The following is a 12,714-nucleotide window of genomic DNA, read 5'->3' as shown; positions in this document are numbered from 1 at the left end:
TGCCGGACAACTGAATCTGAACCTGAACCTGAGCTTGATCCTGAATCTGAATCTGAAACTGAAACAGAGAAAGACGGGGCGACGCGCCAGCCGTCAGGTCGCTCGCTCGGTCCCCGAGGCACCTTCGCTAGAGGTCGGGACGTCGGGCGCCTGGTGCCAGAAGTCGAAGAAGTTGAACCATTGCAGCGGGTGGCGTCTGACACGCGCCTCGAGATGACCGGCATGGCGCTGCATGGCCTGCTCAATCCATGCCTCGCGGCTGCTGCGCTTGACGGCGCGGCTGTCATCGAAGGACGCGAAATCGACCCGGAAGCGGGGATTGGCACCGCCCTGCTCGCGCACGCAGCTCAGGGTGTAGACGTGACAGCGCAGCAGCGCCGCCAGCATGAAGGGACCCACGGGGAAGGGCGCAGGTTGATCGATGAAGTCGCAGTGCTGGACACGGGCGCGGGTGACGGCGCTCTGTTCCACGCTCTCCCGCTCGCTTTCCCCCGCGTTTTCCCGTTCTGCCGCGTCGCTTTCGGGGGGAATCGGCACGCGGTCCGCGGCGATGACCACGAAGCCACCGCGATTGACGCGGTCACCCAGCGCCATGGCGGTGGCGGGGGTGATCTCGCTGACCTCGATCATCTGCGGCGGCTTGCGCCCGGTGGCCTGTTCCAGCAACTGGTTGAACTTCTCGGCGTGACGCGTGTGCACCAGCGCGCACAGGTCGATGTCGTGGCGCTCGCCGATGGCATTGATCACATCCAGATTGCCGTGGTGGGCGACGAGGATGATGCCGCCCTCGTCACGCAGCGCGGCATCGCGCAGGTCTTCCGGACCGGTGCCGGTCAGCGAGGAGAGCGGAATCTCGCCGCTCCAGGCCGAGACCTTGTCCATGATCGCCTCGCCGAACTGCATGAAGTGGGCGAAGCTTCTGGCCCACAGGCGCACGCCGCGAAGCCCGGGCTCCAGGCGTCTGAGGTAATCGAAGGAGGCACGTCGCGCTACGCCGCGCAGCAGGAAATACCACATCAGCACCGGGAACAGCGCGATGCGAAACGGCCAGGCCCCGAGCCGACGGCGGATCGTCACCATCAGCCGCATGCCGCTCAATGAGCCGGTTTCGGACAGGCGGGCCCAGTGATTGGGCGCGACGCTGTCGTCGGCGGTCTGTGCTGCACGGTCTTCGCCATCTGTCAGTGCGTCATCTTGAGCGTGGGCGGTTTGCCGCTTGCCGCCTCGGCGGCTCAGCGTGCGCCAGGCCAGTGTCGGCGAGCGCAGCAGCATGCCGCAGAACAGGCGGGTATGCATGGCGCTGATCAACAGGTTGTCGTGGCCGGGGCGGAAGTGGCTGACGCCTCCGGTGGGATAGCTGACACGCACCGGCAGGTTGGCCACCTCCCCCCCGGCCCAGTACCAGCGCACCAGTACTTCGGTGTCGAAGGACATGCGATCGCCACAGTCGTTGCGCGCCAACAGGCGATTGGTGGCGGCCAGCGGGTAGAGGCGCACGCCGCACATGGTGTCGCGGATGGCCAGCGACAGGGTGTTGATCCATACCCAGACATGTGAGGCGTAGCGACCGTAGAAGCGGATGCGCGGCACGCTGGCATCGTATTCGGGATAGCCGATCTGCAGGCAGTCGGGGTTTTCCTGCATGCCCTTCAGGAAGGCGGGCAGGTCGCTGACATCGTGCTGGCCATCGGCGTCCACCTGCAGGGCATGGGTGAAGCCGAGCTGCTCGGCAGCCTGCAGGCCACTGCGCACCGCCGCTCCCTTGCCGCCGTTGTGCGTGCGACGCACCAGGTGATGGCCCTCGGCCGCCAGCTGATCGAGTACCTCGGCGCAGGGGGCACTGCAGCCATCATCCACCAGCACGATGGGCAGGCCGAGCGGTGCCAGGCCCGCACAGACGCCGGCGATGGTGGCGGGGTGATCGTAGACCGGGATCACCACGCAGGCGCGCAGGGCGTTGCTCTGTTCAGGGGCGCTCTGGCGAGAGAGATGCTGCTCAGAATCGTGCTGCGAGTCGCTCACAGGCGCAGGGGATTGGCTCATGACGCCTCCGAGGTGGAATGGGGGGATGGGGTGGCCGCGGGCCCGTCATCGCGGGTGACGTCCGGAGCATGCGGCTGACCATGACGCAGCCGTCCACTGGCATGCAGGCCTGCGCGGGATTCCAGCCGGAAGTCGAGCCGCAGGCCCTGGGCGTCTTCCAGCAGGTGAGTGCTCAGCGTGAAGCGCATGCCGGGCAGCAGCAGGTTGGAGAACTTGAGGCGTTCCAGGCGCAGGAAGGGCGCATCGTCCATGCCTACGCCGTTCACCCGCAGTGTCCTGCCTTGCTCGCGTGCCCACTTGAGCATCACCACACCCGGCACCAGCGGTTGGGCGGCGAAGTGGCCGTCGAGATAGACCAGACCATCAGGCACCTCGGCTTCCAGGGTGCTCTGCTGTGGCCCGCTGGAGGTGTCCCCCAGCCAGCGTGGCAGGCGCGGATCATCGAGATCGGCGAACAGCCGCGCGATGGAGTCCGCGGTGAACTTGCCCTGGGCATTGAGCGGCAGGCGCGTGACGAAGCGCCAGTAGCGCGGCAGGGCGATGCGCTCGAAGCCCGGCATCAGCGCGCGGCGCAGGCGGGCGATCAGATCGCGGCGGCTGGCGTGATCCTGCGGCAGCGCGCACTCATCCATCACCACCACTGCGCCCAGGCGATGCTCACGCGTGGGCATCGGCAGGCAACGCACTTCAAGCACCTCTGCTTGCTCGCTCAGGCAGCGCTCCACCGCGCTCAACGAGACCCGCTTGCCGGCCAGCTTGACCAGCCGATCACTGCGCCCCAGCAGCTGAAAGCGTGGCGCCGCGTTCCGTGCGTCGTCACCCTCTGCCGCGTCCTCCACCAGCGCCGCCTTGTCGGCCTGCTGCCACCACTGATCAGGCGCTGCCAGAAATGGCGAGCGCACCGCGAAGTCCGGCGAGAAGGTGATCTCCACTGCCGGCAGCGGCGTCCAGTGGGCTGTCTCTTGCTGGCGGCGACGGGCGATGCCGCCCGTCTCGGTACTGCCGTAGAGCTCGATCACCGGCGCCTTAAGGCTGGCCTCGGCATGACGGGCAGCCTCGGCCGGCAGCGGAGCGCCCGAAGAAAAGACCCGCAATACCTGACCGAGTTCCGCCAGAGGGGCGGCGGATGGCGTCTGTTCATCGCTCTGTGGCAGACGCGCCAGCTGGGCCGGAGAGCTGACCAGCTGGCAGCGATGACCAAGCTCGGAAAGCTGAGCGATGGCGGCGGCCAGCTGCTCCGGGTAGTGGCAGGCTTCGCTCAGGAACGACACGCCTTCGCTGAGCGGACGCAGCAGCGAGACCAGCAGGCCGTAGATGTGCTGATGGCTGACCTGACTGAGGCTGACGGTGTCCGGCGTGGACGCCAGGGCTGTATCAGGGCCTGTCGCCAGCGGCCATAGCGCGCGATGCACGGCCAGTTCGGCCTCGAGCTGGTCGAAGCGCTTGGCGATGCGCAGTGGCTCGCCGGTGGAGCCGGAGGTGCAAAGCTCCAGTGCGATGCGTGCGGCATCGGGCGTGGTGTCCGGTCGTACAGGGGCAGGTGCAGAAGCCGTCGCGGCAGTACCTGCAGGGTCGGGCTGTCCCGGTGGCCAGCCATCGGCGGTGGTCTCGGGGAGCTGGCCGGCGCTGTCGCCCGCCAGACGTGCCAGGGTCTCGGGGCGGTCATCTCCCGGCAGGATCGCCCGCATGCCGCGCTCCCACAGCGCCAGCAGCTGCACGCAGGCGCCCAGCGTGGTGGGCTGGAACAGCACCCAGCGTGCGCCGGGCTGGCGGGCGTCGTGATCACCGGGCAGGCAGTCCAGCCAGTGGTGCCAGGCGTCCACGCGCGCCATCAGTTCGGCACGCGTCAATGCGCGCAGTGGGTGACCGGGGATGGCCAGCCAGCAGGCCGGCGTCTCGGGTGACTGTTCGGCGAGTTGACGCCAGACATGCTGCGTCAACAGCGACGTGACCGGCGTATCCGGGCTGACGGGAGATGAGTCAGGCATCAGGTGTGTGAACTCCGCAGGCGACGGCGAACCAGCCATTCACCGCCGAACAGGAGGCCCATCAGCACATAGCTGATCAGGCCGTTGTAGAGCGTCCAGGTCGCCAGGTCGGCATGCAGGGCCGTCCAGCCGGCGATGCTGGCATTGAAGAGGAAGAAGGCACACCACACCCGGGTGACCTGGCGGGTGTAGCGCACGCCGGCAGGGGGCAGGTCGGGTTCCTTGAGGCGTGCGAGGCGCTCGATCACCGGCATGCCGCGCCACAGGCTGGTGGCGAAGACGCTGAGCATGGCCAGATTGACCAGTACCGGATAGGCCCGCAGCCCGAGTTCGGCCTCGCTCGCCACGCTGATGCCCACCAGCAGGGCGGCCAGACCCAGGCGCAGTGCCGGATGCAGCGGCAGGCGCTGGATCAGCAGGGCGCCGAACAGGATCAAGGCCCACACCCAGGGCGACGAGTGTCCACTGACCGCGCCGCTGTCTGCGGTGAGGCGCGACAGCAGGGCGTAGACCAGCAGTGGCCAGCCAAGAGCGGCCACGATGCCCAGCACGCCGAGCAGCACCCTGCTCAGTGCGGGGCGCGTGCGGCTGTCAGGGGACGACGGCGTCATGCCTGGCGCTGTGTCAGCTGTTCGACGGCGGTGACCACATCGTTGAGCGTGCGCACGCTCTTGAAGTCGTTTGCGTCGATGCGTCGGCCGGTGAACTTCTTGAGCTCGACCACCAGGTCCACGGCATCGATGCTGTCGATGTCGAGATCCTCGTAGAGGCGCGCCTCGGGGTGGATGTCAGCGGCCTCGATCTCGAACAGCTCGATCAGGGTGCTGCGGACATGGGCGTAGATCTCCTCGCGGGAGGGGGTCGGTTGATCAGCGCTCACGACGGGCCTCCACCATCTCGCGCAGCGCGTTGAGGCTGGCGAAGTGGGCCCGGGTGTCCTCGGACTCGGCATCCAGGGTGATGCCGTAGCGCTTCTGCAGCGCGAGGCCCAGCTCCAGGGCGTCAATCGAATCCAGTCCCAGGCCGTCCACGAACAGCGGCTCATCGGCGACGATGTCGTCCGGGGTGATGTCTTCAAGCTCCAGCGTATCGATGATCAGCTGCTTGAGTTCCAGTTCCAGCGAGGTGGTATCACTCATGGGAAATCCTCTCTCTAGCGCGTCAGGGTCGTTGATCCATGGATCAGCGATGATGTCGGGGGTCAGTCATTCAATAACGGCAGATATGCCACCTGGATGAATCTGCGGCATGCATTCGTGACATGTCTGCCACTCATTCCTGGCCTTCCTGCACAGATTTTCATGCCTGATGGGGGCTGTCAGGCTCCGCGATGGCCTGCTGGAAACGCTCGAGCTGCGTGGCGAAGGTGCCCGCCAGCTGGCGGGTCAGTTCGCGGGCATCCCGGGACAGCGGCGCCTCCGGCTCATCCTGCTCCTGTGTACGGGAGACCTCGGGGGCCATGTCCGGCAGTACCTTGAGATTGAGCATCACGCGCTGCGCGGGGATGTGGTACCAGGGCTCGCCCTTGGTCAGCGTGCTGGGCTGGCAGTCGATGAGCACCGGGGTGATGTCACAGGGCGTGCGCAGGGCGATGTTGGCGGCGCCGCGACGGAACTTCAGGGCGCGGCCCGGTACGCTGCGCGTCCCCTCGGGGAACAGGATCAGGGCGTTGCCCTTGGCCAGGCTCTCGCGGGCGGCATCCAGCACGCCCTGTGGCTCGTTGTTGGTGATATAGCCGGCGGCGCGGATCGGGCCGCGAGTGAACGGGTTGCGGGCCAGACGCCCCTTGACCACGCAGTCAGCGTGGGGGATCAGCGCGATCAGGAAGACCACGTCGATCAGTGTGGGGTGATTGGCCAGCACCAGCAGCCCCGGGCGCTGCAGACGCTGACAGTCGTGCAGACGGTAGTCGAGCACACCCAGGCCGCGCATCAGCTGGAGGAAGCCGCGCATGGCGTGATGGATGATGCGGCGCGCCAGGCGCTGGCGGCGTTCGCCATCGCGCATGCTCACTGTCAGCAGGGGCAGCAGCCCCCCCAGCAGCAGGCCACCCAGCCCGAAGACGCTGAAGCTGATGGCGGTGGCGATGCCACGCCACAGGCGCCCGAGGGGGGAGGATAGCCCGAAGGCACGAGGAGGCGTCATCACTGCAGCGCGGCGTCAGTGGCGGGAGGAGGGTTCAGTTGCCAGGCCTGCCGGCGACAGACGAGCGGTGTCTGTCCGGCGGCTTCCAGCCACTCGATCACCTCGATGGGGGTCGGGGCGTGGCGGGCCGGCTCCTCGGCGTCGACTGGCAATGCGGCGAGCCGCGGGGCCTCAGGCGAGGTGCGGCTCACGCGCATGGCGACGGCACTGGCATGCTCGGGATAGTCGCCGTGGTGCTGGAAGGCCTCTGGCGCGGCGATATCGGAGAACAGCACGATGACTTCCTCCCGCTCCCCCAGATAGCCGAGCGCTTCGCTCATCAGTGCATCGAACTCGTCACCGCAGGCGGCGAGCGCCTCGAGCGGCTGATGGGACTGGCGCGTGATCGAGTACATGCCAAGGATGGCGTTGTGCACCGAGAGCGAGAAGCGTGCGGGTGACAAGGCTTCCTGCGGCTGGGTGGCCGAGTCGAGCAGGGCAAGTATCTTGCTGGTGTCGCCATGTCGGGAGGCGTGGATGATCGGCAGATCACCCTCAGGGTCGAGGGTGAACAGCAGCTTGCAGCATGCCTGCCCGACCGGACTCAGTCGGCGGCGCAGCATCGCCGGTACCTGTTCGGCACGCGGGGAGGGGGTGATGTCGGTGCGACCGTCGTGGGTCGTGCGTGTCGCACTCGCCTGCCAGGCTCGCCAATCAGTCAGACGCATGAGGTTCCTGTCCGTGAACGCATCGTTGCCATATTGGAGCCTCAGTGTACCGCAGGGGAAACGGCCAGCCCAAGCCAGCGGCCCATCAGGCCGACCGTTGTCGCTCTGGTGGACAAATGCCCGGTGCCGCCCGAGTGAGACGTCGCGGACCCGGCGCCTCGCACCACCGCGCGCTGGGCGCCTTGCGGGCATGAGCACTGGACTGCCCGCGATGACGGTGTAAGGTGTCGCTTCAGCGAGCCAGAGGCCGAGGGCCTGAGGGCGATGGGAGCGCCGGCAGCGGGGGCGTGTGCGCCTGCCGGGCGGTCCTGTCATGCCTTCTGGTGGTCATAACGAAGGGTGAGGATGGGGAATGAAGCCGATCATGCGTGAGGCAACGTCATGAGCACGCCGAGGGAGGCGAGAGCGGGGGGCCACGGTGCCGCCTTGATGCGCCGTCTGCAGGTGACGGAGTGGCTGCCGGTGGTCCGGGTGCTCGGCCTGCTGCTGTGCGTGGTGGCGGTGATGATGCTGGTGCCGCTGCTGCTGTTGCTGGAAGAGGGCGATGCGGATGCATGGGCCTTCGCGATATCGCTGGGCATCACGCTGGGATCGGCTCTGGTGATGCTGCTGGTCTCGCACCAGGTGGAGCTGCAGCTCAAGCCCCGCGCGATGTTCGTGCTGACGACCCTGAGCTGGGTGCTGGTATCAGCCTACTCGAGCCTGCCCTTGATCTTCGGCGCGACCCACCTGGGCGTCACCGATGCCGTCTTCGAGTCGGTCTCGGCGATCACCACCACCGGCTCGACCGTGCTGACCCACATCGAAGGACTGTCGGATGGCCTGAAGCTGTGGCGGGGCCTGATGCAGTGGGTGGGGGGGATCGGCATCATCGTGATGGCCATCGCGATCCTGCCGTTCCTGAAGGTGGGTGGCATGCGTCTGTTCCAGACCGAATCCTCGGACTGGTCCGACAAGGTGCTGCCACGTGCCGGGGGTGTCGCCAAGGCGATCGGGCTGGTCTATGTGGGGCTGACGCTGCTGGCGATCCTGAGCTACTGGCTGGGGGGCATGCTGCCGCTGGATGCCGTGGTGCATGGCATGACCTCGCTGGCCACGGGCGGGTTCGCCAACTACGACAGCTCGATGGGCATCTATTCCGATCGCCCGCATCTGCTGTGGATGGCTTCCGCCTTCATGCTGCTGGGGGCGCTGCCCTTCGTGCTGTTCATCCGCGCCTGGCAGGACAGTGCCGGGGTGATGTGGTGCGACGCCCAGGTGCGCGGCTTCCTGCGTTTGCTGGGCTGGGTGATCGCGGCGCTGACGCTCTATCGCGTCGTGCTGGGGGAGGATCTCTTCACGGCGCTGACCCAGGTGACCTTCAACGTCATGTCGGTGGTGACCACCACGGGCTATGCCAGCGATGACTACAGTACCTGGGGGCCCTTCGCGGTGGTGGCCTTCTTCTATCTGACCTTCGTCGGGGGCTGCAGCGGCTCCACCAGCGGGGGCATGAAGATCTTCCGCCTGCAGATCGGCCTGATCATGCTCGGCAATCACCTGCGCTCGCTGATCCATGCCAACGGGGTCTTCTCCCAGCGCTACAACGGGCGCGCCTTGCCGGATGAAGTGGTGCGCGCGGTCATCGCCTTCTCGTTCTTCTTCTTCATCACCATCGGCGGGCTGGCACTGGCGCTGTCATTGATCGGGCTGGATCTGGTGACCGCCGTGACCGGTGCCGTGACCGCCGTCACCAACGTTGGCCCCGGGCTTGGGGACATCATCGGCCCGGCCGGCAACTTCGCACCGCTGCCTGACAGCGCCAAATGGCTGCTGTGCATCGGCATGCTGATGGGGCGCCTCGAGATCCTGACCGTGCTGGTGCTGTTCTCGCCCAGCTTCTGGCGCAAGTAGGCGCTCGCCGGCAGCAGGCTGCATGAAGCGGCCAGACACGACAACGCCACCGTCGCAGGACGGTGGCGTTGTCGTGTCCAGGGCGGTATCCCGTGAGCGGGATCAGTCGGTGGCGGTGGCCTCGGCGGCGTCCAGCTTCTCGTCGAGATCGATGGACAGGCCTTCACGATTGAGGATCGGGTTGGCGTACTGTACCAGCCACCAGTCCCTGAGCTCACTCGGCACGCCGGCGAGACGGTTCTCGAACACGGCGCGCTCGGCACCACTGATAGCGGAGACATCCAGCGCGGCGGCCAGGCGTGGCTCGTCACGCAGCTGCGGACGGCTGGCGGCCAGCTTCTCGAGGGCCAGCTGGTGGCTCGGGTAGAGGGTGTAGTGCTGGAGTACCTGGCGGTCGACTTCGGCGACCACGTCGTCCGGAGTGGCGAAATCGCCCTTGAGCGGCTCGCCGAACACCAGCTTGACGCGCCCCTTGTGACCGCTGATGCCGGCGGCGATCGACTGGATGTCCTCGTACTGCACCTTCTCGTAGCGCCCTTCATTGGCGATGGCCGCCAGCTCGCGCGCCTTCTGTAGATCGCAGGGGTCGAATTCGTAGCTGATGGACACCGGCACGATGTTGAGCTCGCTGACGCTCTCGCTGAAGGGGCGTGTCTTGTCGGCGGTGCGAGCCGCCATGGTCAGCATCTTGATGATGGCGCTTTCGGTGCCGTCACGGCCATCCTTGGCACGTCCTTCCCGCTGGGCCAGCCAGATGGAGTGCCGATCGTGGATCAAGGAGTGACGAATATAGCCCGACAGTGACTGGTAGGCCGCTAGCATCGCGCGTTTGCCCTTGGCGGAGCGCGGCACGATGAAGCTCTTGTTGAGGCGCATCAGGTCGGTGACGAAGGGCTTCTGCAGCAGGTTGTCGCCGATGGCGATGCGCACCGTGTCGCGGCCGTGACGATAGAGCGCGTAGTTGACGAAGGCCGGGTCCAGCGAGATGTCGCGGTGATTGGACAGGAACAGATACGGCGTGTCTTCCGACAGCCGCTCGAGTCCCACCGTCTCGAAACTGGTGGTGGTGGTATGGATCATGCGCGCCATGTAGCTGGCGATGCGGGTCTGGAAACTGGCCACGTCCTTCACGCCCATCATCTCGCGCTTGATGGCCAGGCGAGCGATCTGGCGCGCCAGCCACGGGAAGCGCTGGGTCAGTCCCGGCAGGCGGAAGCGAGTCAGGGTGTCGAGCAGTTCGCGGTCCTGCTCGAGGCGCACCAGTACCTCACTTACCTCGTGATCGTGGTAGGGGCGAATCCTAGCGAACGGGTCCTGTTCGTCAGGCGTGGCAGGCTTGGGCGTTGCTGTGTCAGTCATCGACGCACGTCATCCGGATTGTCATTCTTGAGAAGAGAAGAAAGGGGGTGGCGCTCAGCTTCCCGGCTGAGCTTCGCCGCCCAGCCAGGCGGTCATCTGCTCGATCACGCCGGAGAGCACCTGGGCCATCAGCGCGAAGTCGGTCTCCAGTCGCAGGATGGGGTCTTCACCATCCTCCTGGGCATTGGCTTCATCGATGACGGCATCGGCGAACTTGAGGCTCTTGAGCGCCATGTCCTCGCCGAGGATCAACGCGACGCGGCCCTCAACTTCCAGTGCCAGCTTGCTGACCACGCGGCCCAGAGTGAGCGCCGTCTGGATTTCCTCGCCGTCGAGGTCGAACTGACGGGCACGCAGCACGCCATCCTCGCCGCCCGGCGCCTTGAGCTCGACCTGATCACCGACGATGAGGTCATCCGGGCGCGAGGCCACGTCCTTCAGCCAGGTGGTCATCACCTGGGAGGGCGGCTGGGCGACGGCCAGCGGCGTGACCTTGAGCGAGCCCAGCGTCTGGCGCAGCAGGTCGAGGGCTTCCTCGGCACGCTTGGCGTTCGAGGCATTGACGGCGATCAGCCCGCGACGGCTGTCCCACCACAGGTCAGTGCGCGAGGAGCGTGTGAAGGCACGTGGCAGCAGCTCCTCGTAGATCTGCTCCTTGAGGGTCAGCTTCTCGCGGCGACGCAGCGGACGACCTTCCGCCGTCTCGCGCTCGGCGACTCGCTCCTCGAGTTCTTCCTTGACCACGGCAGTGGGCAGGACACGTTCCTGACGCAGTGCGCTGATCAGATAATGGCCCTGGATCTCGTGGACCAGCATGTCGCTGTTGCGACCGCCCGGTGCCACCCAGCCGATACGCTTGGCTTCGACGCCGGTGACCGGGCGGAAGACATGCTCCGGCAGGGCGTCGGCGAGACGGCCCTCTTCCAGCGGTGCGCTATCGTGCAGGCGATACAGTTGCAGGTTCTTGAACCACATGCGACCAGTCCTTGAGTCCGGTGAACGGGGGCTGCCCGTCTGAATGGCGCATATTATGGCGAAACTCATGCGGCGGGTCATCCGCCGTGGACGTGACCCTGCGTCACACTGCGGTTGCCGGCCATCGCGCGCGAGCGCAAAGACATACTGTGTGCACGCTGTGGCGCTAGTCTGAGATCGACCTGACGGTTCGCGGTCTGGCGGTTTGCGGTATCGCCCGATAGATATCGACCCGCAGGCATCGACCATCAGATTTGAGACGCGGAGGGCGGCAGAGTGATCGACGACGGTGTTATGAAGACTGCTGTGGGGACTGCTGAGGAGACGGTTGTGGCGGCTTTTGTGAAGAGCAGAGCGTCGGGCGCGAGCGCGCTGAAACGGGCACGGCCGCTGACGCTGGCGGCGCTGACCCTGCTGCTGTTCGGCTGCAGCGGGGAGGACGACGCGCACGACAGGGCGGCCAGCACGGCGGCGGCCAGTACAACGGTCACGAAAGAGACAGTCGTTGCAGAGGAAGCCACTGACGGCGAACCTGCCCCGGCGGCGGTTGGACTGGATCCTCAGATATTTGCCGTGGGCGCGATCGTCGGTGAGGTCGAGACCGTCGACTGCACCCTGAGCGGCGGCACGCAGACGACCTGCTATCAGTTCCGTGTGGCCGGTGCGCCCGCGGACCCGGAAACCTCGCCGGTGGGGCCATTCTGCCCGCCCAATATCCACTCCGGTGAGGAGGAAGGCGGCACCTGGATGGATGGCGAGGGCACCCTCTATCAGGTGGACGGTGAGTTCATCAAGAATCTTGCCACTCTCTACAAGGACAAGGAGTGGCAGATGTACGACGTCAACACGGGCGAGATCACCGTGATCGATGGCGCGCGTGGTTGTGAGGTGGCGGGGAACCCGAACCCCATCGAAGGCTTCGACAATTTCTGTCTCGAGTGTCCGCTGGAGGAACTGGACGGCGGCATCGAGAAGACTGTCGTGATCCCCAAGGTGCCGGTACCGGCCGCCGAGCCGACCTCGCTGGCCGGCCGCGCCAACACCGGCGTGGCGCTCAATGGCGTGCTGTTCGGCCCGCCGGCACCGCTGGAGCTGATCCTGAGCTCTCACACCCTGGGGGTGCTCGATGATTGTGGCGCGCATGCCAATCCGCATGAGGGCTATCACTATCACACCGCCACCGGCTGCTCCGAGATCGGCATTCAGGAGGATGGCCATTCGCCGATGATCGGCTATGCGCTGGATGGCTATGCCATCTATGCCAGAGAGGACAAGGACGGCAATGTTCCCGCTGAGCTGGATGACTGTGGCGGCGAGACGGACCCGGTGCGTGGCTATCACTATCACGCCTCCGCGCCGGGGGTTAACCAGATCTTCGGCTGTTTCATGGGCGAGAAGGGGCACTTCCTCGACGAGGAGGGAGGCGAGAGGCCGCCGCAGGGCCCGCCCGGCGAGTAGCCGTCCTGCAGGTCTGGACGTGAAGGGCATCGTCCGTGGCAGATCCCGCCGCCTTGTCAGGATGGCGTGCAGGGCAGGCGCCATCATTCAACCAAGCGTTTGTTTTTCTGCTCGTGCCCGGCCTAAGATCTGATGACGAGGGCCGA

Annotated in this window: 11 protein-coding genes; 2 read left to right on the top strand and 9 right to left on the bottom strand. The window is 66.3% G+C overall.

The annotated features are described in order from the left end of the window. Positions 1-93: 93 nt before the first annotated feature. The 7 genes from BOH68_RS13655 to BOH68_RS13625 form a co-directional block, all read right to left on the bottom strand. Positions 94-2,043 carry a glycosyltransferase family 2 protein gene (locus BOH68_RS13655; RefSeq protein ID WP_077375268.1) on the bottom strand — a complete coding sequence of 650 codons (1,950 nt, stop codon included), beginning with the start codon at positions 2,041-2,043 and terminating at the stop codon, positions 94-96. After that, positions 2,040-4,031 (bottom strand): AMP-binding protein, encoded by a 1,992-nt coding sequence (locus BOH68_RS13650; protein WP_170877399.1) that lies wholly within the window; start codon positions 4,029-4,031, stop codon positions 2,040-2,042. The genes BOH68_RS13655 and BOH68_RS13650 overlap by 4 nt, the downstream gene beginning before the upstream one ends. Beyond that, positions 4,031-4,642, bottom strand: coding sequence for a COG4648 family protein (locus BOH68_RS13645; RefSeq protein WP_077375266.1), 612 nt, complete (start codon positions 4,640-4,642; stop codon positions 4,031-4,033). The genes BOH68_RS13650 and BOH68_RS13645 overlap by 1 nt, the downstream gene beginning before the upstream one ends. Further along, positions 4,639-4,911: an acyl carrier protein gene (locus BOH68_RS13640; RefSeq protein ID WP_240499665.1), complete on the bottom strand. Its 273-nt coding sequence runs from the start codon at positions 4,909-4,911 to the stop codon at positions 4,639-4,641. Before BOH68_RS13640 ends, BOH68_RS13645 begins: the two co-directional genes overlap by 4 nt. Then, positions 4,901-5,170, bottom strand: coding sequence for a phosphopantetheine-binding protein (locus BOH68_RS13635; protein ID WP_077375262.1), 270 nt, complete (start codon positions 5,168-5,170; stop codon positions 4,901-4,903). The genes BOH68_RS13640 and BOH68_RS13635 overlap by 11 nt, the downstream gene beginning before the upstream one ends. Positions 5,171-5,330: 160 nt before the next feature. After that, entirely contained in the window at positions 5,331-6,176 is an 846-nt protein-coding gene (locus tag BOH68_RS13630; protein ID WP_077375260.1) for a lysophospholipid acyltransferase family protein, read from the bottom strand. Further along, a complete protein-coding gene (locus tag BOH68_RS13625; protein ID WP_170877398.1) occupies positions 6,176-6,883 on the bottom strand; it encodes a beta-ketoacyl synthase chain length factor in 708 nt (235 codons plus the stop codon). Before BOH68_RS13625 ends, BOH68_RS13630 begins: the two co-directional genes overlap by 1 nt. Positions 6,884-7,312: 429 nt before the next feature. Here BOH68_RS13625 and BOH68_RS13620 point away from each other — a divergent pair, with 429 nt between their 5' ends. Next, entirely contained in the window at positions 7,313-8,776 is a 1,464-nt protein-coding gene (locus BOH68_RS13620) for a TrkH family potassium uptake protein (protein WP_103751408.1), read from the top strand. 102 nt (positions 8,777-8,878) lie between these two features. On the opposite strand, the gene BOH68_RS13615 is transcribed toward BOH68_RS13620, so the two are convergent. Together BOH68_RS13615 and BOH68_RS13610 are read right to left on the bottom strand one after the other, a co-directional pair. Then, on the bottom strand, positions 8,879-10,135 hold the full coding sequence (locus BOH68_RS13615; protein WP_077375253.1) for a 1-acyl-sn-glycerol-3-phosphate acyltransferase: 1,257 nt from the start codon (positions 10,133-10,135) through the stop codon (positions 8,879-8,881). A 54-nt stretch (positions 10,136-10,189) separates the two neighbouring features. Further along, on the bottom strand, positions 10,190-11,110 hold the full coding sequence (locus BOH68_RS13610) for a recombination-associated protein RdgC (protein WP_077375250.1): 921 nt from the start codon (positions 11,108-11,110) through the stop codon (positions 10,190-10,192). Positions 11,111-11,440: 330 nt separating this feature from the next. Here BOH68_RS13610 and BOH68_RS13605 point away from each other — a divergent pair, with 330 nt between their 5' ends. Next, positions 11,441-12,568 carry a YHYH protein gene (locus BOH68_RS13605; protein WP_170877397.1) on the top strand — a complete coding sequence of 376 codons (1,128 nt, stop codon included), beginning with the start codon at positions 11,441-11,443 and terminating at the stop codon, positions 12,566-12,568. Positions 12,569-12,714 lie beyond the last annotated feature (146 nt).

It is taken from the genome of Cobetia sp. MM1IDA2H-1, assembly GCF_002916775.2.
In the GTDB taxonomy this organism is placed as follows: Bacteria; Pseudomonadota; Gammaproteobacteria; order Pseudomonadales; family Halomonadaceae; genus Cobetia; species Cobetia marina.
The sequence above is the reverse complement of the archived record's forward strand: the minus strand, read 5'-3'. Positions and strand labels throughout refer to the sequence as shown.

Bases quoted from the DNA above. Each gene is read 5' to 3' on its own strand.
- BOH68_RS13655 (WP_077375268.1), bottom strand. From the start codon at position 2,043: ATGAGCCAATCCCCTGCGCCTGTGAGCGACTCGCAGCACGATTCTGAG.
- BOH68_RS13650 (WP_170877399.1), bottom strand. From the start codon at position 4,031: ATGCCTGACTCATCTCCCGTCAGCCCGGATACGCCGGTCACGTCGCTG.
- BOH68_RS13645 (WP_077375266.1), bottom strand. From the start codon at position 4,642: ATGACGCCGTCGTCCCCTGACAGCCGCACGCGCCCCGCACTGAGCAGG.
- BOH68_RS13635 (WP_077375262.1), bottom strand. From the start codon at position 5,170: ATGAGTGATACCACCTCGCTGGAACTGGAACTCAAGCAGCTGATCATC.
- BOH68_RS13630 (WP_077375260.1), bottom strand. From the start codon at position 6,176: ATGACGCCTCCTCGTGCCTTCGGGCTATCCTCCCCCCTCGGGCGCCTG.
- BOH68_RS13625 (WP_170877398.1), bottom strand. From the start codon at position 6,883: ATGCGTCTGACTGATTGGCGAGCCTGGCAGGCGAGTGCGACACGCACG.
- BOH68_RS13620 (WP_103751408.1), top strand. From the start codon at position 7,313: ATGCGCCGTCTGCAGGTGACGGAGTGGCTGCCGGTGGTCCGGGTGCTC.
- BOH68_RS13615 (WP_077375253.1), bottom strand. From the start codon at position 10,135: ATGACTGACACAGCAACGCCCAAGCCTGCCACGCCTGACGAACAGGAC.
- BOH68_RS13610 (WP_077375250.1), bottom strand. From the start codon at position 11,110: ATGTGGTTCAAGAACCTGCAACTGTATCGCCTGCACGATAGCGCACCG.